This is a genomic window from Mesorhizobium sp. M0621 (assembly GCF_040320745.1).
Lineage (GTDB): Bacteria > Pseudomonadota > Alphaproteobacteria > Rhizobiales > Rhizobiaceae > Mesorhizobium.
This window is the reverse complement of record NZ_JAMYQF010000016.1, coordinates 21,372-40,251: the sequence shown is the minus strand read 5'-3', so window position 1 is coordinate 40,251 and position 18,880 is coordinate 21,372. Positions and strand designations below refer to the sequence as shown.

At 63.2% G+C, this 18,880-nt stretch carries 19 protein-coding genes; 14 read left to right on the top strand and 5 right to left on the bottom strand.

Annotated features, from left to right (window positions below; all coding sequences use genetic code 11):
• Nucleotides 1-25: 25 nt before the first annotated feature.
• The 6 genes from NKI38_RS13810 to NKI38_RS13785 all read left to right on the top strand — a co-directional run bounded on the left by NKI38_RS13810 (nt 26) and on the right by NKI38_RS13785 (nt 4,868).
• Nucleotides 26-646: a ribonuclease D gene (locus tag NKI38_RS13810; protein ID WP_352658407.1), complete on the top strand. Its 621-nt coding sequence runs from the start codon at nt 26-28 to the stop codon at nt 644-646.
• Nucleotides 647-743: 97 nt separating this feature from the next.
• Nucleotides 744-944, top strand: a complete 201-nt coding sequence (locus NKI38_RS13805; RefSeq protein ID WP_352658405.1) for a hypothetical protein — start codon at nt 744-746, stop codon at nt 942-944.
• Nucleotides 945-1,182: 238 nt separating this feature from the next.
• Nucleotides 1,183-1,437: a GlsB/YeaQ/YmgE family stress response membrane protein gene (locus tag NKI38_RS13800; protein WP_352658403.1), complete on the top strand. Its 255-nt coding sequence runs from the start codon at nt 1,183-1,185 to the stop codon at nt 1,435-1,437.
• 25 nt (nt 1,438-1,462) lie between these two features.
• Nucleotides 1,463-1,609 carry a hypothetical protein gene (locus NKI38_RS13795; protein ID WP_013529552.1) on the top strand — a complete coding sequence of 49 codons (147 nt, stop codon included), beginning with the start codon at nt 1,463-1,465 and terminating at the stop codon, nt 1,607-1,609.
• 181 nt (nt 1,610-1,790) lie between these two features.
• The gene (locus NKI38_RS13790) at nt 1,791-4,064 is read left to right on the top strand and encodes a transglycosylase domain-containing protein (protein ID WP_352658400.1); all 2,274 of its coding nucleotides are present in this window, start codon (nt 1,791-1,793) and stop codon (nt 4,062-4,064) included.
• Nucleotides 4,065-4,115: 51 nt separating this feature from the next.
• A complete protein-coding gene (locus NKI38_RS13785) occupies nt 4,116-4,868 on the top strand; it encodes an SDR family NAD(P)-dependent oxidoreductase (RefSeq protein WP_023812510.1) in 753 nt (250 codons plus the stop codon).
• A gap of 13 nt (nt 4,869-4,881) precedes the next feature.
• Here the strand turns inward: NKI38_RS13785 and NKI38_RS13780 are convergent, their stop codons facing one another.
• Nucleotides 4,882-5,802 (bottom strand): zinc-binding dehydrogenase, encoded by a 921-nt coding sequence (locus NKI38_RS13780; protein WP_352658398.1) that lies wholly within the window; start codon nt 5,800-5,802, stop codon nt 4,882-4,884.
• A gap of 117 nt (nt 5,803-5,919) precedes the next feature.
• Between NKI38_RS13780 and NKI38_RS13775 the strand changes: the two genes are divergently transcribed.
• On the top strand, nt 5,920-6,729 hold the full coding sequence (locus NKI38_RS13775; RefSeq protein WP_352658396.1) for an AraC family transcriptional regulator: 810 nt from the start codon (nt 5,920-5,922) through the stop codon (nt 6,727-6,729).
• 26 nt (nt 6,730-6,755) lie between these two features.
• Here the strand turns inward: NKI38_RS13775 and ybaL are convergent, their stop codons facing one another.
• Nucleotides 6,756-8,540, bottom strand: coding sequence for a YbaL family putative K(+) efflux transporter (gene ybaL, locus NKI38_RS13770; protein ID WP_352658394.1), 1,785 nt, complete (start codon nt 8,538-8,540; stop codon nt 6,756-6,758).
• Nucleotides 8,541-8,765: 225 nt separating this feature from the next.
• Nucleotides 8,766-9,215, bottom strand: coding sequence for a baeRF12 domain-containing protein (locus NKI38_RS13765; RefSeq protein ID WP_352658392.1), 450 nt, complete (start codon nt 9,213-9,215; stop codon nt 8,766-8,768).
• A 413-nt stretch (nt 9,216-9,628) separates the two neighbouring features.
• Between NKI38_RS13765 and cysG the strand changes: the two genes are divergently transcribed.
• The 7 genes from cysG (at nt 9,629) to NKI38_RS13730 (ending at nt 17,153) form a co-directional block, all read left to right on the top strand.
• The gene (cysG, locus tag NKI38_RS13760) at nt 9,629-11,080 is read left to right on the top strand and encodes a siroheme synthase CysG (protein WP_352658390.1); all 1,452 of its coding nucleotides are present in this window, start codon (nt 9,629-9,631) and stop codon (nt 11,078-11,080) included.
• Nucleotides 11,077-11,382 (top strand): DUF2849 domain-containing protein, encoded by a 306-nt coding sequence (locus NKI38_RS13755; RefSeq protein ID WP_352658388.1) that lies wholly within the window; start codon nt 11,077-11,079, stop codon nt 11,380-11,382. Before cysG ends, NKI38_RS13755 begins: the two co-directional genes overlap by 4 nt.
• A gap of 43 nt (nt 11,383-11,425) precedes the next feature.
• Nucleotides 11,426-13,096, top strand: coding sequence for a nitrite/sulfite reductase (locus NKI38_RS13750; RefSeq protein ID WP_352658386.1), 1,671 nt, complete (start codon nt 11,426-11,428; stop codon nt 13,094-13,096).
• On the top strand, nt 13,071-13,835 hold the full coding sequence (locus NKI38_RS13745) for a phosphoadenylyl-sulfate reductase (protein WP_352658384.1): 765 nt from the start codon (nt 13,071-13,073) through the stop codon (nt 13,833-13,835). The genes NKI38_RS13750 and NKI38_RS13745 overlap by 26 nt, the downstream gene beginning before the upstream one ends.
• A gap of 172 nt (nt 13,836-14,007) precedes the next feature.
• Nucleotides 14,008-14,541, top strand: a complete 534-nt coding sequence (locus NKI38_RS13740) for a DUF934 domain-containing protein (RefSeq protein ID WP_352658382.1) — start codon at nt 14,008-14,010, stop codon at nt 14,539-14,541.
• 191 nt (nt 14,542-14,732) lie between these two features.
• Nucleotides 14,733-16,340, top strand: a complete 1,608-nt coding sequence (locus tag NKI38_RS13735) for a GMC family oxidoreductase (protein ID WP_352658380.1) — start codon at nt 14,733-14,735, stop codon at nt 16,338-16,340.
• 192 nt (nt 16,341-16,532) lie between these two features.
• Nucleotides 16,533-17,153: a DJ-1/PfpI family protein gene (locus NKI38_RS13730; RefSeq protein WP_136618515.1), complete on the top strand. Its 621-nt coding sequence runs from the start codon at nt 16,533-16,535 to the stop codon at nt 17,151-17,153.
• Nucleotides 17,154-17,283: 130 nt separating this feature from the next.
• Here the strand turns inward: NKI38_RS13730 and NKI38_RS13725 are convergent, their stop codons facing one another.
• Nucleotides 17,284-18,306: a fatty acid desaturase gene (locus tag NKI38_RS13725; RefSeq protein ID WP_352633181.1), complete on the bottom strand. Its 1,023-nt coding sequence runs from the start codon at nt 18,304-18,306 to the stop codon at nt 17,284-17,286.
• 328 nt (nt 18,307-18,634) lie between these two features.
• Entirely contained in the window at nt 18,635-18,835 is a 201-nt protein-coding gene (locus NKI38_RS13720; protein ID WP_352658378.1) for a hypothetical protein, read from the bottom strand.
• Nucleotides 18,836-18,880 lie beyond the last annotated feature (45 nt).

Sequence of the window (18,880 nt, the reverse complement as noted above, 5' to 3'; positions counted from 1 at the left end):
AAGGGACGCGCGACCGGAGAAGACAATGGCCGACATCCGTTTCCACAAAAATGACCTGCCCGACCTCTTGCACTACAATGTCGGGGCAGTGGCCATCGACACCGAGACGCTGGGGCTCAATCCGCATCGCGACCGGCTGTGCGTGGTGCAGATTTCGCCTGGCGACGGCACGGCCGATGTCATCCAGATAGCGCCCGGCCAGAAGAAGGCGCCGAACCTCGTCAGCCTGCTGAGGAACCCCGGCATAGCCAAGCTCTTCCATTTCGGCCGTTTCGACCTCGCCGTGCTCTACAATGCATTCGGCGTGATGCCCGAGCCGGTGTTTTGCACCAAGATCGCCTCGCGGCTGACCCGCACCTATACCGACCGGCACGGGCTGAAGGACATCTGCTTTGAGCTTCTCGGCGTCGGCCTGTCCAAGGCGCAGCAATCGTCGGACTGGGCGGCCGAAACGCTGTCGCCCGAACAGCTCGAATATGCGGCTTCCGACGTGCTCTATCTGCACCGTTTGCGCGACGTGCTGGCCGGGCGGCTGGCGCGAGACGGGCGGACCAAGGAAGCCGATGCCTGCTTTCGCTTCCTGCCGACGCGTGCCAAACTCGATCTGATGGGCTGGGACGAAGAGGATATCTTCGCCCATAGCTGACGATCGTCGCGGCGATTTTCTGCCGATGGCCGGGTTTGGAACCAGATGCGGGCCGCCGCGTTCCGTCGGCTCAGCTTCGTCGGTTCAAGGGGATAACATGACGGACAGAAAACCGATTGCGACCGCGCCGACCGATGGCTCCAAGGTCTCCGTCACCTGGAAGGACAGCGACGGGGTCATCAATGAATCCATAGCGCAATATCGCGACGAAGGCTGGTGGGTCTACACCGACAGTCACACGCAAAAGAAGGTCGAGCCGACCAGCTGGCGGCCTGTCGCAAGCGATGATGACGATTAGAGCAGTTCACCGTTTCACGGAAACGGCGAGCTGCTCTAACTCCTCGTTTGACGCAATCCTCTAGGGAAAGCGCTACGCGCTTTTCCCGGGAAAACCGCTTCACACTTTTCCTAGAATTGCTCTAGTGACTGGGTCGCTGGCGAGGCCGGCTGCTTTCGAATAGCCTGAAGTCGTTGGTATCGAGGCCGATTCGGAGCTTTCGGTTCCGCCGTCGCCCTCTTGCTCGGAGGAAATCGCTATGGGTGTCGAAAGCCTGCTCGTCTTCATCATCATCGGTGCCATTGCCGGCTGGCTTGCCGGTCTCATCGTTTCCGGCTTCGGCTTCGGCCTGATCGGCAACATCATTGTCGGCATCGTCGGCGCGTTCATCGCCGGCTGGCTGTTCCCGCGGATCGGCTTATCCATCGGCGGCGGCATTCTCGCTTCCATCATCCATGCCACCATCGGCGCCATCATCCTGCTGGTGCTGGTCAAAGTCCTGAAACGAGCTTGAGGCTTGATAACGCAAAGAGCGCGCCATGAAACAGAATACGCTCTATCTCGTCATCGGCGCGCTCGTCGTCGTGGTCATCGCGCTCGGCATTTATGTCTACCGCGAGCAGACCAAGCCGAAGGGCGTCGAGCTCAAGATCGACGACAAAGGTATTTCGATCCAACAGAATTGAAGACCCGCCGGTCATCGTCGCCTTTTATCGTCCGTGAACGGTGCTGATGCGTCGTTCGAATCGGTTCGCAAGCAATTGAATCCACATTGCTTCGATTTTTCCCGACTTAACCCGCCCTTAAATCGCCGCATCTACTCTTCAACCCGAACGCCATAGGCATCGGGGATATCAAGCACAGCGCATGGCGAACCGCAGAGACAGCCGCATCGAACCCAGTTTCGAGGGACCGCCGCAGGCACGATCCTCGGCGGGTCTTTCGGTGAACGAGGAGGATCGCGTCGTGCCGAGCAATCGCAAAGCCTCCGCAAAACGCAAGCCGGCCAAAGGAAAATCGTCGCGGACCAAGCGCGGCAGAAGCCGGCGCGGCCTGTTCGGCGTGCTCGGCCGGCTGTTCTACTGGTGCTTCGTGCTTGCCATCTGGGGCGGCATCGCGGTGGCCGGCATCGTCGTCTATTACGGCGCCAAGATGCCGGCGGCGACGACCTGGTCGATCCCCGACCGCGCACCCAACATCAAGATCGTCTCGGCCGATAGCCAATTGCTCGCCAATCGCGGCATGAGCGGGGGCGAAGCCGTCGGGCTGCACGAAATGTCGCCCTATATCCCCGAGGCCGTCATCGCCATCGAGGACCGCCGCTTTTATTCGCATTTCGGCATCGACCCGATCGGCCTGTCGCGCGCCATGATGACCAATGTTCTGGGCGGGCATTTCTCGCAAGGCGGCTCGACGCTGACCCAGCAATTGGCCAAGAACCTGTTCCTGACGCCAGACCGCACGCTGGAGCGCAAGGTGCAGGAGGTGCTGCTGGCGCTGTGGCTGGAGCACAAGCACACCAAGGACCAGATCCTCGAAATGTACCTCAACCGGGTCTATTTCGGTTCCGGCGCCTATGGCGTCGAAGCGGCCTCGCGCCGCTATTTCGGCAAGAGCGCGCGCGACGTCACCCTGTCGGAAGCCGCACTGCTTGCGGGCCTGTTGAAGGCGCCGTCGCGGTTGTCGCCGGCACGTGACCCCAAGGCCGCCGAGGAACGTTCGCAACTGGTGCTTGCCGCCATGCGCGACGAGGGCAAGATCAGCGCCAAGGAACTGACCTCTGCGATGAGCGCGCCGGCAACGCGCGCGCCGTCCTACTGGACCGGCTCGGAGAACTACGTCGCCGACACCATCATGGAAGAACTGCCTGATCTGATCGGCGACGTACGCGGCGACATCGTCGTCGACAGCACCGTCGACCTGAACCTGCAGAAGCTCGCCGAACAATCTATCCGCAGGCTGATCGACGAAAGTGGCAAGAAGCTCAACGTCAGCCAGGGTGTCCTGGTGTCCATCGACGATTCCGGCGCGGTGCGCGCCATGGTCGGCGGCTACGACTATTCGACCAGCCAGTTCGATCGCGCATCCGAAGCACGCCGCCAGCCGGGCTCGGCATTCAAGCCGTTCGTCTATATGGCAGCCCTTGAAGCCGGCCGCACACCCGACAGCGTGCGCAACGACGCGCCGATCAAGATCGGCAACTGGACGCCCGACAATTACCACGGCAAGTATTTCGGCAAGGTGACGCTGGCCACCGCATTGGCCAAATCGCTGAATTCGGTCGCCGCCCAATTGACCATGGAGGTCGGGCCGAACGCGGTTGTCGAGGCGGCGCACCGCATGGGCATCCAGTCCGACCTGCAGTCCAACACCTCCATCGCACTCGGCACCTCGGAAGTGACGCCGCTGGAACTGACATCGGCCTATGTCCCCTTTGCCAATGGCGGCTACAAGCCGGACATCCATTTCATCCGCCGCGTGACGACCACCGATGGCAAGGTGCTCTACGACAGCGGTAGCGGCAGCGCGCCGCGCGTGGTTAAGCCCGAGATCGTCGGCATGATGAATTCGATGATGACGGGTACGGTCGAGATCGGCACCGCCCGGAAAGCGGCTTTCGCCTGGCCGTCCGCCGGCAAGACCGGTACCAGCCAGAATTCGCGCGATGCCTGGTTCGTCGGCTACACCGCCAACCTCACCACCGGCGTGTGGTTCGGCAATGATGATGGCAGCCCGATGAAGAAGGTTACCGGCGGCGCATTGCCGGCGCAGGCCTGGCACGAATTCATGGTCGCAGCCCACGAGGGCGTGCCGGTGCGGCCGCTGCCCGGCACCTGGAAATCGACGCCGGCCGACACCATCGTGCCCGACGAGATACCCTCGGCAAACAACACGCCACCGGCGCCGGTTCCATCCGCGTCCGTCGGCCAGCAGGTGCGGCCAGCCGCGCCGGTCGCCCAGGCGCCAGCGCCGGTCCGCGCGGCGCGTCCCGCTCAGACCGTCGATGCCGATGATGGCCTTTCCATGCCCGAGGATGACGGCGCCACCGCGTCGATCAAGCACCCGGTGCCGCCGGGTGACGTCGGCGGTCCGCGCAAGAAGCGGCAGACCTCGATCCTTGATCTCCTTGGCGGCGGCTGAGCGGCAACTCGCCTCTCGCCTCCGAGACGCGGTTCGGCTACACCTCCCAAAATGACCGAACTCGACACCAGAAAGACCATCGTGCTGACCGGCGCCAGCCGCGGCATCGGACACGCCACGGTCAAGCGCTTTTCGCGCGAAGGCTGGCGCGTCATCACCTGCTCGCGCCAGGCCTTTGCCGAGGATTGCCCGTGGCCAGCCGGGCCGGAAGACCACATCAAGGTCGATCTTGCCGATCAGGAGGATGTCGGCATCGCCGTGTCGGAAATCCGCCACCGGCTGGAAGCGCATGGCGGCCAGCTGCACGCGCTGGTCAACAATGCCGGCATCTCGCCAAAACTGAAGGACGGCAACAGCCGCATGGACTCGATCGACACGCCGATGCATGTCTGGCGCGACGTGTTCCAGGTTAATTTCTTCGCGCCGATCATGCTGGCGCGGGGCCTGTTCAAGGAATTGGCCGCGGCCAAGGGCTCGATCGTCAACGTCACCTCGATCGCCGGAACCCGCGTGCATCCCTTCGCTGGCACCGCCTATGCGACATCGAAGGCCGCGCTCGGCTCGCTGACACGGGAGATGGCGCATGATTTCGGCCCGCACGGCATCCGCGTCAACGCCATCGCGCCGGGCGAAATCGATACCGCGATCCTGTCACCGGGCACGGACAAGATCGTCGAGACGATCCCGCTGAGAAGGCTCGGCACCACGGCCGAGGTCGCCGACATCATCTTCTTCCTGTGCTCGCAGCAGGCGTCCTATGTGACGGGCTCGGAAATCCACATCAATGGCGGCCAGCACGTGTGACAAAACAGGGTGCTCATCCGGTTATGGTGAGAACGGCCTTGCCGCTGAAGCTGCGCTGTCGCAGTGCGTCCAGGGCGTGAGCAATGTCTGTCCACGGGATGGTAAGGGCCACGCGCGTTTCGAGCCTGCCAGCGGCGACCAGCGTGAGCAGTGATGCGATGTCCGCGCCAATGCCTGGGCCAGAAGTGTAGTACGCAAAGGTTTGAAGCCTCGCCCCTTCATGATCCGGAACGAACTGGCGGAATCCAACGGGCGTCAGTTCGCCGCTGCTCGAACCGAACATGACGATGGTTCCGCCAGGCGCGACGCGTTCGATCGCTTGTGCGAGGCTTTGGCCACCGACCGATTCGGTGATCAGCGAAAACGGTCCCTCAGCCAACTCGATCGACTCGACAACCTGCATAGCTCCCAGGCCGCGGAGATCGTCGGCATGCCGGGCGGCGGCGATCGCGGTCACCGAGGCGCCTTGCTCGCGGGCGATCTGGATCTGGAAACGACCGACCGCACCGCTTGCGCCGGTGATCAGGACCCGCTGGCCGGCCAGGTCGCCGCCATGGCGCAAAGTCCTCAGCGCCGTCGTGCCGGCGACCGGAAGCGTGGCGGCGGAGACAAAGCTGACGTCATCCGGCAGGACCGCGAGGCGGTCGGTTGGCACGGCGACCCGTTCGGCCCATCCAGCCTGGTCGACCAGAGCCGCAACCCGGGCGCCTACGGCTGGCCCGGAGCCATCGGCTGCTGCCCGTTCGACAATCCCGACGATGTCCTGACCCGGGATCCAGCCGTTCGAACGGATGGCAAGCAGGCGCAATTCGCCGCGGTTCAACGAGGTTGCGTGGACTGAGACAAGCGCCTCGTTCGGGGTCGGTTGAGGCTCGGCAAGCTCCGCGATCCTCAGTCCGGTCGCGCTGTCGGGAGAAATGACGAGGGCGAGCATGGTTCATACCTCATTGCTGCGTGGTGGACGTACCGCTCATTCGCAAGTGGACCCTATCGATTTTTGCCTTTGAATAATTTAGATATGAAGGCAATTGATCGCTAAAAACCGTCAACCATGAAGCAGCCTCTTAGCTACCCTTGGCTCGATTTCGATGTGGATGACCCTTCCGCGCCAGCGATTGCCGTGCGCGTCGACGTCCCCGAGACCAGAGCGGAAGTGCCCGCCCATCGGCACCGCAAAGGGCAACTCGTCTTCGCGCTCGGAGGCGGCGTCACATGTCGCGTCCCCAGCGGCCTGTGGATGGTGCCGCCTCATTGCGGGGTGTGGATTCCAAGCGGCATGGAGCACAGCAATGTCGCGACCGCCAATGCCCGGATTTTTTTCGTCTACATTGAGCCGGGAGCCGCCGATCTGCCGGAACGCTGCTGCACGCTTTCGATCTCGCCGCTGCTGCGCGAACTGATCATCGAGCTGTCCGATGGTGCGCAGGACGATCAGGCGAGGGATGAGCTTTTGACCAGGACCATGCTTACCGAGCTGCCGCGCATGCCTGTCCAGCGGCTACATCTGCCGATTTCGTCCGAGCCGCGCTTGAGGCGGATAGCCGAAGCGCTGGCGCAGGACCCTGCCGACCGCAGCACATTGGCAGAATGGGCCAACCGCGTTGCGCTCAGCGAGAGCAGTCTCGCCCGTCTCGTGGTGAAGGAGACAGGCTTAAGCTTCGGGCGCTGGCGCCAGCAACTGCACCTGATCGTCGCAATACGAGGGCTGGCCTCGGGTGCGAGCGTGCAGCAGGTTTCGGGCGACCTCGGCTATGGGTCGGTCACGGCCTTCATCACCATGTTCAAGAAGGCGCTTGGGAAGTCCCCGGCAAAATACCTCGGCAGTGTCGTACAGCCTAGCGGCTCCGCGTTCGTCGCGTGATCAACCCGCCTGCGAACAGGGTCGGCTCAGGCTGCGGATGGTTCCGCAGCCCCCGGCTTGTGGCCAAGCACCTCTTCGACAATGCCGCGGGCGATTTCGCGCTCGCCCATGATCACGGTGTCCGCGCCGAGGCCCTTGAGGTGCTCGACCTCGGCGTCGGAATGGGCGCGGGCGATGACGTTGATGCCGGGATTGGCGGCGCGTGCCCGCAAAACAATCTGGCCGGCCTCGAAGGCATTGGGGATGGCCAGGATCAGCCGCTTCGCTCCTTCGGGATTGGCGGCGGCGAACACTTCGGCGTTGGCCGCGTTGCCGGAGACGGTTTCGATGCCGTCGGCCTTCAGCCTGGCCAGTGTCTTGTCGGCATCCTCGACGACGAGGAAGGGCAGGGGGGCCTCTCTCAGCGCCGCACCGACAAGGCTGCCGACGCGGCCATAACCGATCAGGATGGCATGGTTGGTAAGGGTTGTCCTGGGCGGCGGCCCGTCTTCCCCTTTCGTCGTGGCTGCAACAGAGGCCACCTGGCCCGGTTCCGTCGCTGGACCAACCGGCTTTGCCTTGACCAGCGGTGCCGTCCTGGCGGCGCGCCGCTCTAGCCAGGGCTTCATCCAGTCAATGGCCAGGAACATCAGCGGGTTGAGGACGATCGACAGGATGGCGCCGGCCAGGATCAAGTCGCGGCCCTGTTCGGGCAATAGTTTCAGCCCGACGCCGAGCTCGGCCAGGATGAAGGAGAATTCACCGATCTGGGCAAGGCTTGCCGAGATCATCAGCGCGGTGGCCAGGGGATAGCCGAAGGCAACGACGATGACGAACGCCGCCAACGATTTGCCGATGACGATGATGGCCAGCGTCGCCAGGATCGGCCAGCCATTGCTGATCAGGCTGAACGGGTCGAACAGCATGCCGACCGAGACGAAGAACAGCACGGAAAAGGCATCGCGCAGCGGCAGCGATTCCTCAGCCGCGCGGTGGCTGAGCTCGGACTCGCTCATGATCATGCCGGCGAAGAAGGCACCCAGCGCCAGCGAGACCCCGAACAGTTTTGCCGCGCCGAAGGCGACGCCGAGCGCTATGGCGAGCACCGCCAGCCGGAACAGTTCGCGTGAGCCGGTGTGGGCGACATAGTGCAGGATCCAGGGAACGACGCGGCGGCCGACCACCAGCATGACGACGACGAAAGCGGCGACCTTGGCCAGCGTGATGCCGACGACGCCCCAGATGCCGTAGTTGGCCGGCAGCGACAGCAGGCCGCTCGCATGGGCGTCGGCCTGCTCCTGGCCGCCGAGCACGCCGGCGAGCGCCGGCAGCAGCACCAGCGCCAGCACCATGGCCAGGTCCTCGACGATCAGCCAGCCGACGGCGATGCGGCCGCGCTCCGTCTCGATCAGGCGGCGTTCCTGCAAGGCCCGCAGCAGCACCACGGTCGAAGCAACCGACAGCGCCAGGCCGAACACCAATCCGGCGCCCATCGACCAGCCGAGCATCCACGACAGCCCGGCGCCGAGCGCGGTGGCAAAGCCGATCTGGACGATGGCGCCGGGCACGGCGATGGCGCGCACCGACAACAGATCTTTCAACGAGAAGTGCAGCCCGACACCGAACATCAGGAGAATGACGCCGATTTCAGCCAGTTCGTTGGCAAGGCCGGCATCGGCGACGAAGCCGGGCGTGTTCGGCCCGACCAGCACGCCGGCTACGAGATAGCCGACCAGTGGCGGAATGCGGAAGCGGTTGGCGAGAGCGCCGAAGACGAAAGCTAGCCCCAGACCGGCGACGATGGTGGCGATAAGGGGCGTGTCATGCGGCATTGTCTATGGAGCGCCTTTCAAAATCATCAATGTTGGATGGGCACCGCCCGGGAGCCGCCGCCTGTTCGCAATATGGTGGATGGGGCGTTGGCGATGCAACCCGCAAGGCCATGAAATCGACGGTGCGGCCGCAAAAACTTGACCGGCAGCCGAGGAAGCCGCCGGCCCGATTTGCATTTCCTCGATAGTATTCCGCCTCGGCCCGGCGCGATTTGCTCACAACGATCAGGCTGCTCGCAGCAGGGCCTCGATCTCGAATAGGGCGCGGTTGGTCAGTGTCTTGGGAATTTCGGCGGTCACCTTGTCCTCGACCTCCTTGTGAAGCTTCTTGCGCATAGTCCCAAGCACCATCGGTGGTGCGACAAGCACGATCTCCTTGAACTCGCCGTTATGCGCGAGCTTGTAGAGCCGGTCGGCAATCTCATCGGCGAAACGCTCCTTGCCGAAGCGGTGCCAGTCCGTATCCTCGACCGCGCTGCGATGCACGGAGGGACCATTATTGTATCGGCCCGGGCTGTCGCTGCCTTGCTCGCGAGTGGGCGGGTTATCCTGTTCGATTTCCTGCACGACCTCGAGGTTCGGATATTTGTTGTCGCCGGCATTCCTCAGGAACAGCGCCTTTTCGCCATCGGCCACTAAAACCCAGATGCCGTGCTTCAGGTTGATTGTGCTCATGATGACAGGCTCCTTTTTGGGCCGCTCGGGCATCGTGCCGCGACCGGATTTCCGTCTGACGTGACAGGCCTTTCGGGGAACGCGTCCCCAGGCAGTAATGTTCCAACCAGGACCATCGCTGCGTTGTACATTTGGGGTTATCCAATGTCTGCGGCTTTAATCTACTAAATTGGTAGAATTTAGAAAAAACTGTTTTGCGGCAATTCTCGTAGGGCGCTAAAAGAGCTGTAAATCAAGGCCTGCGACAGCAGCTTGAATCCGCTCTGCCCGTCGATGAGAAATATTTTTCTCTTGGCTGGGATGCTTTCAGAAAAGCGATTGCATCCCGACAGGCGATGCGCGAGTGCGTTCCTTCTGGTTTCTCGCGCTCGCGCGTAGAACTGCAAGCCTTGTTCAGGATTCCGCTCGCGCCCATGTCGCACACTGCTCCCAAACTCAACGCCTTCCCCGTCTTCATGCGGGTCGAGGGGCAAGTTGTGGCCATTGTCGGCAGCGGCGAAGAGGCGCTGGCCAAGGCGCGGCTGATCGGACAGTCCAGCGCGATCTTGCGCATCATCGCCGAATATGCCGAGCCCGACCTGTCGGCCTTCATCGCTCAGACCGGTGCGAACCATGTTGCCGCTGCTTACGACGCGTCGCAGCTCGAGGGCGCGGTCATGGTGTTTGCGGCCAATGGCGACGAGGAACTCGATCGCCGCGTAGCCGCGGATGCGCGCCGGCTGGGCATTCCGGTCAATGCCGTCGACCGACCGGAACTCTGCGATTTCTTTACCCCGGCGCTGGTCAACCGCGCGCCGGTTGCCATCGCCATCGGCACCGAAGGCGCCGGCCCGGTGCTTGCCCAGATGCTGCGCGGCCGCATCGACCGCATGCTGTCGCCGTCGCTCGGGCCGCTGGCAACGCTTGCTGCTTCGTTTCGCGATGCCGCCGAGAAGCTGCTGCCGAAAGGCAATGCCCGCCGCCGCTTCTGGAATGATTTCTTCACTGGTGCTCCTGCCCGCGCGGCTGAAGCCGGCCAGCTTTCGCAGGCGCATGACGCTACCGTCGATCTCCTGCTGTCGAATGCGCCGGGTTTGGGCCACATCGCCCTGGTCGGCGCCGGTCCGGGCGCCGAGGATCTTCTGACCCTCCGCGCCCATCGTCTGCTGATGGAGGCCGATGTCATCGTCCATGATGCGCTGGTGCCGGAGGCGGTCGTTGCCATGGGCCGCCGCGATGCCGAGCGTCTGCCGGTCGGAAAGCGCAAGGGCTGTCACACCAAGAGCCAGGCTGAGATCAATGCGCTGCTGGTCGAACTTGGCCGTGAAGGCAAACGTGTCGTGCGGCTGAAGTCGGGCGATCCGCTGGTGTTCGGCCGGGCTGGCGAGGAGATGGCGGCACTGCGCGACGCCGGCATCGCCTATGAGGTGGTTCCGGGCGTCACCGCGGCATTCGCCGCCGCCGCCGATTTCGAACTGCCGCTGACCTTGCGGGGCGTTTCCTCATCGATGGTGTTCACCACCGGCCACGACCTCAAGGGCAATTCGCTGCCCGACTGGGCCAAGCTCGCCATTTCGGGCGCCACCGTCGCCGTCTATATGGGCCGCTCGGTGGCGGCCGAGGTTGCCGGCCGGCTGATCGAGGCCGGGTTGTCGCCGGATACGGCGGTGGCCGTGGTCGAGAATGCCAGCCTTGCCAACCGCCGCCGGTTCCACGGCACGCTTGCCGACCTGCCGTCGCTGGAAGCGCGCGCCGATCTTTCCGGCCCGGTCATGACCATCATCGGCGATGCGGTCGCCGGCGCCAACTTTGAACGGTCCGAGCCGCTCGCGGCACACAGACATGAAGGCGCGTCCAGTTCGGCCGCCGAAGGAGTTCAGTCATGAAGATTCTGACCGCCAACCGCCTGACCGACGGCATTGCCGTCTGGTACGCCGATGGCGACTGGGTCGAGACGGTGGACCATGCCGACCTCGCCCATGACAAGGCGGCCGAGGATCGCCTCGAGGCGATCGGCGCCAAGGCCTATGCCGCCAATGAAGTGGTCGACGTGAATTTGATCGATGCCGATGTCGTCAACGGCGTTGTCGAGCCGGTGCGGTTGCGCGAGAAGATCCGCGCCGCGGGCCCGACCATCCGCAACGATCTCGGCAAGCAGGCTGCCAAGCAGGCGACTTGGGCAGCATAACCAAGACACCAGGCATGGGCGGACGCGCCCTGAAAGACGAAGCATGTACCGTTACGATGAGTTCGACCACGATTTTGTCCAGGCCCGCGTCGCCGAGTTCAGCGACCAGGTCCAGCGCCGCCTTGCCGGCGAGATCACCGAGGACCAGTTCCGGCCGCTCAGGCTGATGAATGGCGTCTATCTTCAGCTGCACGCCTACATGCTGCGCATCGCGGTGCCCTATGGCACGCTGAACGGCAAGCAGCTGCGCATGCTCGGCCACATCGCCCGCAAATACGACAAGGGCTATGGCCATTTCACCACACGCCAGAACATCCAGTTCAACTGGCCGGCGCTGTCGGACATTCCGGCGATCCTGGCCGATCTGGCAAGCGTCGAGATGCATGCCATCCAGACCAGCGGCAATTGCATCCGCAACGTCACCGCTGATCATTTCGCCGGTGCAGCCGCCGATGAGGTCGCCGATCCGCGCCCCTATGCGGAAATCCTGCGCCAGTGGTCGTCGGTGCACCCGGAATTCTCGTTCCTGCCGCGCAAATTCAAGATCGCGGTGACGGGGGCCGAGCGCGACCGCGCTGCCATCCAGACCCACGATATCGGCCTGCACCTGAAGAAGAACGCCGCCGGCGAACTCGGCTTCGCCGTCTATATCGGCGGCGGTCAGGGCCGCACGCCGATGGTCGCCCGCAAGATCCGCGACTTCCTGCCGGAAGCCGACCTTCTGTCCTATTGCACGGCGATCCTGCGCGTTTACAACCTCTATGGCCGCCGCGACAACAAGTACAAGGCGCGCATCAAGATCCTCGTCCACGAGACCGGCGTCGAGGAAATCACCCGCCAGGTCGAGGCCGAGTGGCAGGAGTTGAAGGACGCCGAGCTGAAGCTGCCGGAAGCCGACATCCGCGCCATCGAAGCTTATTTCGCGCCGCCGGAGCTTACCGACCGGCCGGAAGGCGACCAGACGGTCAAGCTGGCGCGTCTGGATTCCAAGGAGTTCTCGGAATGGCTCGACCAGAATGTCGTGACGCACCACCATCCCGACTACGCTGCGGTGACGATCTCGCTCAAGGGCATCGGCGAGGTGCCCGGCGACGCTTCGGACAGCCAGATGGAAGCGGTCGCCGACATCGCCGAAAAATATGCTTTCGACGAGCTGCGTGTCAGCCATGAGCAGAACCTGATCCTGCCGCATGTGGCGCGCGCCGACCTCAAGGCGGTCTATGATGCGCTGGTCGGCATTGGCCTTGCGACGGCCAATTCCAACCTGATATCGGACATCATCGCTTGCCCAGGCCTCGATTACTGCGCGCTGGCCACGGCGCGCTCGATCCCGATCGCGCAGGAAATCTCGCGCCGCTTCGCCTCGCTGGAGCGGCAGCGCGAGATCGGCGAACTGAAGCTGAAGATCTCCGGCTGCATCAATGCCTGCGGCCATCACCATGTCGGCCACATCGGCATCCTCGGCGTCGAGAAGAAGGGCTCCGAACTCTATCAGGTGACGCTGGGCGGCTCGGCCGATGAGAATACCTCTGTCGGCGAGATCATCGGCCGCGGCTTCTCGTCGGAAGAGATCACCGACGCCATCGAGCAGATCGTCGAGACCTATCTCGGCCTTCGGCTCGACCCACAAGAGAAATTCATCGACGCCTACCGCCGAGTCGGTCCCGCGCCGTTCAAGGAGGCGCTCTATGCTGGCGAAGCCAAGGCCGCTTGACCGTATCACCGACGTCGATGACGGCATCGCCGCCAAGGCGGCGGGGCTCGATGCGCTTTACGGTCATCTAAACCCGCTCGAGATCATCGAACGCTCGGCCCGCGACCTGTTTCACGACGAGATCGCGGCGGTGTCGTCGTTCGGCGCGGATTCGGCTGTGCTGCTGCACATGATCGCCAGGATCGATCGGGCGTTGCCTGTCATCTTCCTCGACACCGGCAAGCATTTCGAGGAGACGCTCGGCTATCGCGACGCGCTTGCCGCCGATTTCGGGCTGACCAATATAAGGGTGATCAAGCCCGAGGAAGCGGCGCTTGAACGGATCGATCCGACGGGCAATCTGCATCTGAGCAACACCGATGCCTGCTGCGACGTGCGCAAGGTCGAGCCGCTGGCGCGTGGCGTTGCACCTTTCCGCGCCTGGTTCACCGGCCGCAAGCGCTTCCAGGCCGCGACGCGGGCAGCGCTTCCGGTGTTCGAGGCCGTCGGTCCGCGCATCCGTATCAACCCGCTGGCGCACTGGACGACATCGGATCAGGCCGACTATATGCGCGCGCATGCGCTGCGCGAAAATCCGCTGGTCGCCTATGGCTATCTGTCGATCGGCTGTTTCCCGTGCACGCAGCCGGTGCAGCCGGGCGAGGACGCGCGCAGCGGCCGCTGGGCCGGCCATGCCAAGACCGAGTGCGGCATTCACCTGTCGGGACTGGAGAAGTCGCTGACCGACGCATCACTATAGGGTATGTTGATATTCAGCCGGCCTGCGAATGGCGGTCTCCTGCGCTTCCGGTGCTCACGTACCAAAAAGTACGCTCCGCTCCGGTTCTCGGAAGCCACCATTTTCGGCTCGGCCTGACCTGAATCTCGACACACGCTAGGACCTGGGATTCTTTGGGGCTTTGGGATTTTTGATGATTGAACCGATGACGCCGGAGATCCGGCTCTGGACCCCTGAAGGTTTTCGCGAGGATGAGTGGGCTCATGCCGAAAACGCGGATGCGCTTTCCGGCAATGGCCGCTTCATCCTGCCGCTGCAGGCGTTCCTCGATCTCGATCCGGAGGTGCGCCGCTCTGCGAAGGAACGGCTCGGCGTCATGCTGCAGCCCGGTGACCAGCTCGAGAAGATCGCCGACCTGCTCGACCAGCTGTCGCTGGTGGCGCTGGCCTTCCCGGTCTTCAGCGATGGCCGCTCCTTCTCCAAGGGCGAACTGCTGCGCGGGCGCTATCATTTCGAGGGCGCGGTGCGCGCCACCGGTCAGGTTCTGGTCGACCAGTTGCCGCATATGCTGCGGCTTGGCTTCGACGAGTTCGAGATTTCGAATCCGGTGCTGTTGAAGCGGCTGGAGGGGGGACGTACCGGCGGGTTGGGGCTCTACTACCAGCCGGCCGCCGTATCGGAGCCCAAGGGCCCAAAATATTCCTGGCGCCGCATTCGCAACAGCTGACGCAGCGGTAATTTCCGACGTCTTTACATCGGCTCTGATCGGGCCTTCTCTGGGACTATCCGTACGGAAATATCCGCCGGGTGCATGGCCCCGAAAGCAAAGCTTTCGGAAAGGACCATGCATAGTTTCAAGAGTCTTGGAGCGTCCTTTGCGCGTCCTTTGGACGCGCGGCGCTCCAACCGGAGGGGACCATGGATTTCGACTATGTCATTGCCGGTGGCGGGTCCGCCGGCTGCACGCTTGCGGCGCGGCTCTCCGAAGATCCATCGAAGACGGTCTGCCTGATCGAAGCCGGCGGCGAGGGCAAAAATCTGCTCGTCCGTGCCCCGGCAGGCGTCATTGCGTTGCTGCCCGGCCGGCCGAAAATCAACAATTGGGCCTTCGAGACGGTGCCGCAGCAGGGCCTTGGCGGCCGCAAGGGCTACCAGCCGCGCGGCAAGGCACTGGGCGGCTCCAGCGCCATCAACGCCATGCTCTATGTCAGGGGGCATCGCAGCGACTATGACGAATGGGCCGATCTCGGCTGCGACGGTTGGTCGTGGGACGAGGTGCTGCCCTATTTCCGACGTGCGGAAGGCAACCAGCGCGGCGCTGACGCTCTGCGCGGCGGCGACGGGCCGCTGCGGGTTGCCGAGCAGCAGGAGCCGCGTGCGCTCTCCCGGGCCTTTCTCGAGGCCTGTGGCGAAAACCAGATCCGTCGCAACGATGATTTCAACGGGGTCGAACAGGAAGGGGCCGGGCTTTATCAAGTCACGCAATTCTGGGGCGAAGGCCGCAACGGCGAACGCTGCTCGGCGGCCGCCGCATATCTGCATCCGGCTATGGACCGGCCAAACCTTACCGTCATCACTGGAGCGCACGCCACGGGCATCGTCCTTGACGGCAAGCGGGCCATCGGCGTGCGCTACCGCTTGGGCAAGGGTGAAGCCGTTGTCAGGGCCAGGCGCGAGGTCATCATCTGCGGTGGTGCCTTCGGTTCGCCGCAACTTTTGCTGCTGTCCGGGATCGGCCCGGCTGTCGAACTTGCAGCGCACGGAATTCCGATCGTCCATGAGTTGCCGGGCGTCGGCAAGAACCTGCAGGATCATCTCGATTTTATCATGGGCTGGACATCGAAGGATGCCGACATGATGGGCATCGGCCTGCGCGGTCTGCCGGGCCTGCTGCGGCACCTGCGGCGCTGGCGCAAGGATGGCGGCGGCATGATCGCCACACCCTATGCCGAGGGTGGTGCCTTCCTCAAATCCGACCCGGCGATCGACCGGCCGGACCTGCAACTGCACTTCTGTATCGCCATCGTCGATGATCATGGCCGCAAGCTGCATATGGGCTATGGCTTTTCCTGTCATGTCTGCGTGCTACGGCCGCATTCGCGCGGGGAGGTCGGGCTGTCGGCGCCGGATCCGTTGGCGCCACCGCGCATCGATCCGCGTTTTCTATCGGACGAACGCGACGCCGAGCTTTTGCTCAAGGGAGTCAGAATAATGCGCGGCATATTGGAGGCGCCGGCCTTGGCCAAATACCGCGACAAGGAAATCTACACCGCCGGCGTTTCGGGCGATGCCGAATTGATGGCCCATATCCGTGCCCGCGCCGATACCGTCTATCACCCGGTGGGCACCTGCAAGATGGGTATCGACGATATGGCCGTGGTCGATCCGGAGCTCCGCGTGCATGGCATGCAGGCCTTGCGTGTCGTCGACGCCTCGGTGATGCCGACGCTGATCGGCGGCAACACCAACGCGCCAACCATCATGATCGCCGAAAAGGCGGCTGACATGATCAAGGCTGCCCGCTGACCAAAATTCTGGTCGAACCAATAATACGGTTTTCGGTTTCTGCGAGCGGTCTTGCGGCGATGCCGATTACAGACCGGTCAATCTGGTCTTACCAGTTTTGCGATTTGCGCTTTCCCTTTCGCCATCCTGCCCTTAGGATAGGGTCATTATTTCGCGACCCAAAATAAATGGAGCCACAAGGGAGGAACCGGAATGGCTGGCAAGAAGATACTGATGCTCGTAGGCGAGTTCAGCGAGGAGTATGAGATTTTCGTCTTTGAGCAGGCCATGCATGCGGTTGGCCATACGGTCCATGTCGTCTGTCCCGACAAGAAGGCGGGCGATATATTGAAAACGTCGCTTCACGACTTCGAAGGCCACCAGACCTACACCGAAAAGCTCGGCCACGACTACATTCTCAACAAGACCTTTTCCGAGGTGGACCCGGCCGGATACGACGCCGTCTATGCGGCTGGCGGGCGTGGCCCGGAATACATCCGCATCGACAAGCGGGTGCAGGCGCTGGTGCGGCATTTCCACGAGGCCGGCAAACCGATCTTCACCATCTGCCATGGCGTGCAGATCCTGATCGCTGTCGACGGCGTGGTGCGAGGCCGGGAAGTCGCCGCGCTCCATTATTGCGAGCCGGAGGTGACGCTCGCTGGCGGTATCTATATCGATGTCGCGCCGACTGGCGCCCATGTCGACGGCAATCTCGTTTCGGCTAAGGGCTGGCCGGGCCTGTCCAATTTCATTCGCGAATGCCTGAAGGTGTTGGGCACCGAGATCCGCCATGGCGAGATCCTGATGCGCGACGAGCGCCAGGCGGCATGATCCGAGAGTTTGCAAAGCCGCCGCGTCCATGACGCGGCGGTCTTTATTTTCTTGTTTTGGCGCAATTCCCCCGGGGAAAGCGTCACGCGCTTTTCCCGGGAAAACCGTTTCACATTTTTCCTGGAATTGCTTAGGCCGCCGCCAGCGCCTCGCGGAACGACACCAGCTTCCGGCGGTTTTCGTCCCACAGCGCCAGCTTGACGCATCGCAGGCTTTCGAGCAGCGTGACGCGGCCGATGCCGCGCAGTTCCGGATAATCCCGCAGCACTTCCTGCAGCCGGTAGCACGGAACCTTGGCCGAGAGGTGGTGGACGTGATGGACACCGATATTGCCGGTGAGCCAGTTCAGCACCGGCGGCAGGTCGTAGTAGGATGAGCCATGCAGGGCGGCGTGCTGGAATTCCCAGTCGGCGTCCTTCGCCCATTCCGTTTCCTCGAACTGATGCTGGACGTAGAACAGCCAGATGCCGGCCGAACCGGCGAGGATGACGATCGGCAGATGCACCACCAGGAACGCGCCGGGGCCGACGAACCAGATGAGGATGGCTGCTGCAATCGCGATGCCAAGATTGGTGGTCATCGACGACACCCAGGGCGTCAGCCCGCCCCGCATCATGCCGACGGGCAGCCTCTGCTCGAAGATGAACAGCCAGATCGGTCCGAGCCCGAACATCACCAGCGGGTGGCGATAGAGACGATAGGCAAGGCGGCCTCGCCATGACATCTGCCGGTATTCGGCGACGGTCAGCGTCCTGATGTCGCCCATGCCGCGTTCGTCAAGATTGCCGGCGCTGGCATGGTGCGTCGCGTGAGCGCGCCGCCAGCAGTCGTAGGGCGTCAGCGTCAGGATGCCGAGCGCGCGGCCGATCCAGTCGTCCGCGTAGCGATTGGCGAAGAAGGAGCCGTGGCCGCAATCGTGCTGGATCATGAAGATGCGCACCAGGAACCCGGCCGCGGGAAGGATCAGGATCAGTCCCCACCAATGGCCATAGGCATAGGCCGCCGAGGACAGTCCCCAGAGCACGGTGAACGGAATGAGAGTGATGGCAAGCTCGACGGCGCTGCGCCGCCTGTCGGGCTTCTTGTAGCGTGCCAGAATTTTCAGCCAGGCGCGCTTGCTGTTGGCGACCGCCTCAGGGGAAATCATGTTCATCAGGAAGCATAGGCGGGGTGTCTCACCACCGCAAGACAAGATCACGCAAAATTACTGTGCGTAATTGTCGCGTGGCCGGACGGTCAAGCTAGCCAATCGGAGCTTGATCAGCGTGATGGAGCGGCGAGCTTTGAAGCCGGGTCGTTCAAGAGCCCGATGCTCCTCTGTCGCTTGAGCATCGAGTTTTCCGCTTTTTGGGCCGATCTCTAATCGCGGTCGAGGATGGGACAGCCGCGCTCGGTTCCAACCTCAATGCATCTATCCTTAGATGGTTCGGCTCACTCAGGCTATCGCTGATAGAGGGTTGCTGCCAAGATCAGATGCCTCGTTACCGCCGGCGCCAGCCGACGCCACTTTTCTCCGCTCCGTCGAGGCGGTCGAGCAGTTTTCTGAATTGGTCAGGAATGTCGGCCTCGGTGCGGAAGGCGGGCAAGGTGCGCATAAAGCGGGTGATCGCCTCGGCGCCGAACTGGCGTCTGACCTCGGCGGCCAGCCGTTCTGCCTTTTCGGCCTTTTTTTGGGTCATCATCTCAAATCCTGTGTCGGCTTCGAAACTCCTCCAGCAAGGGAATGG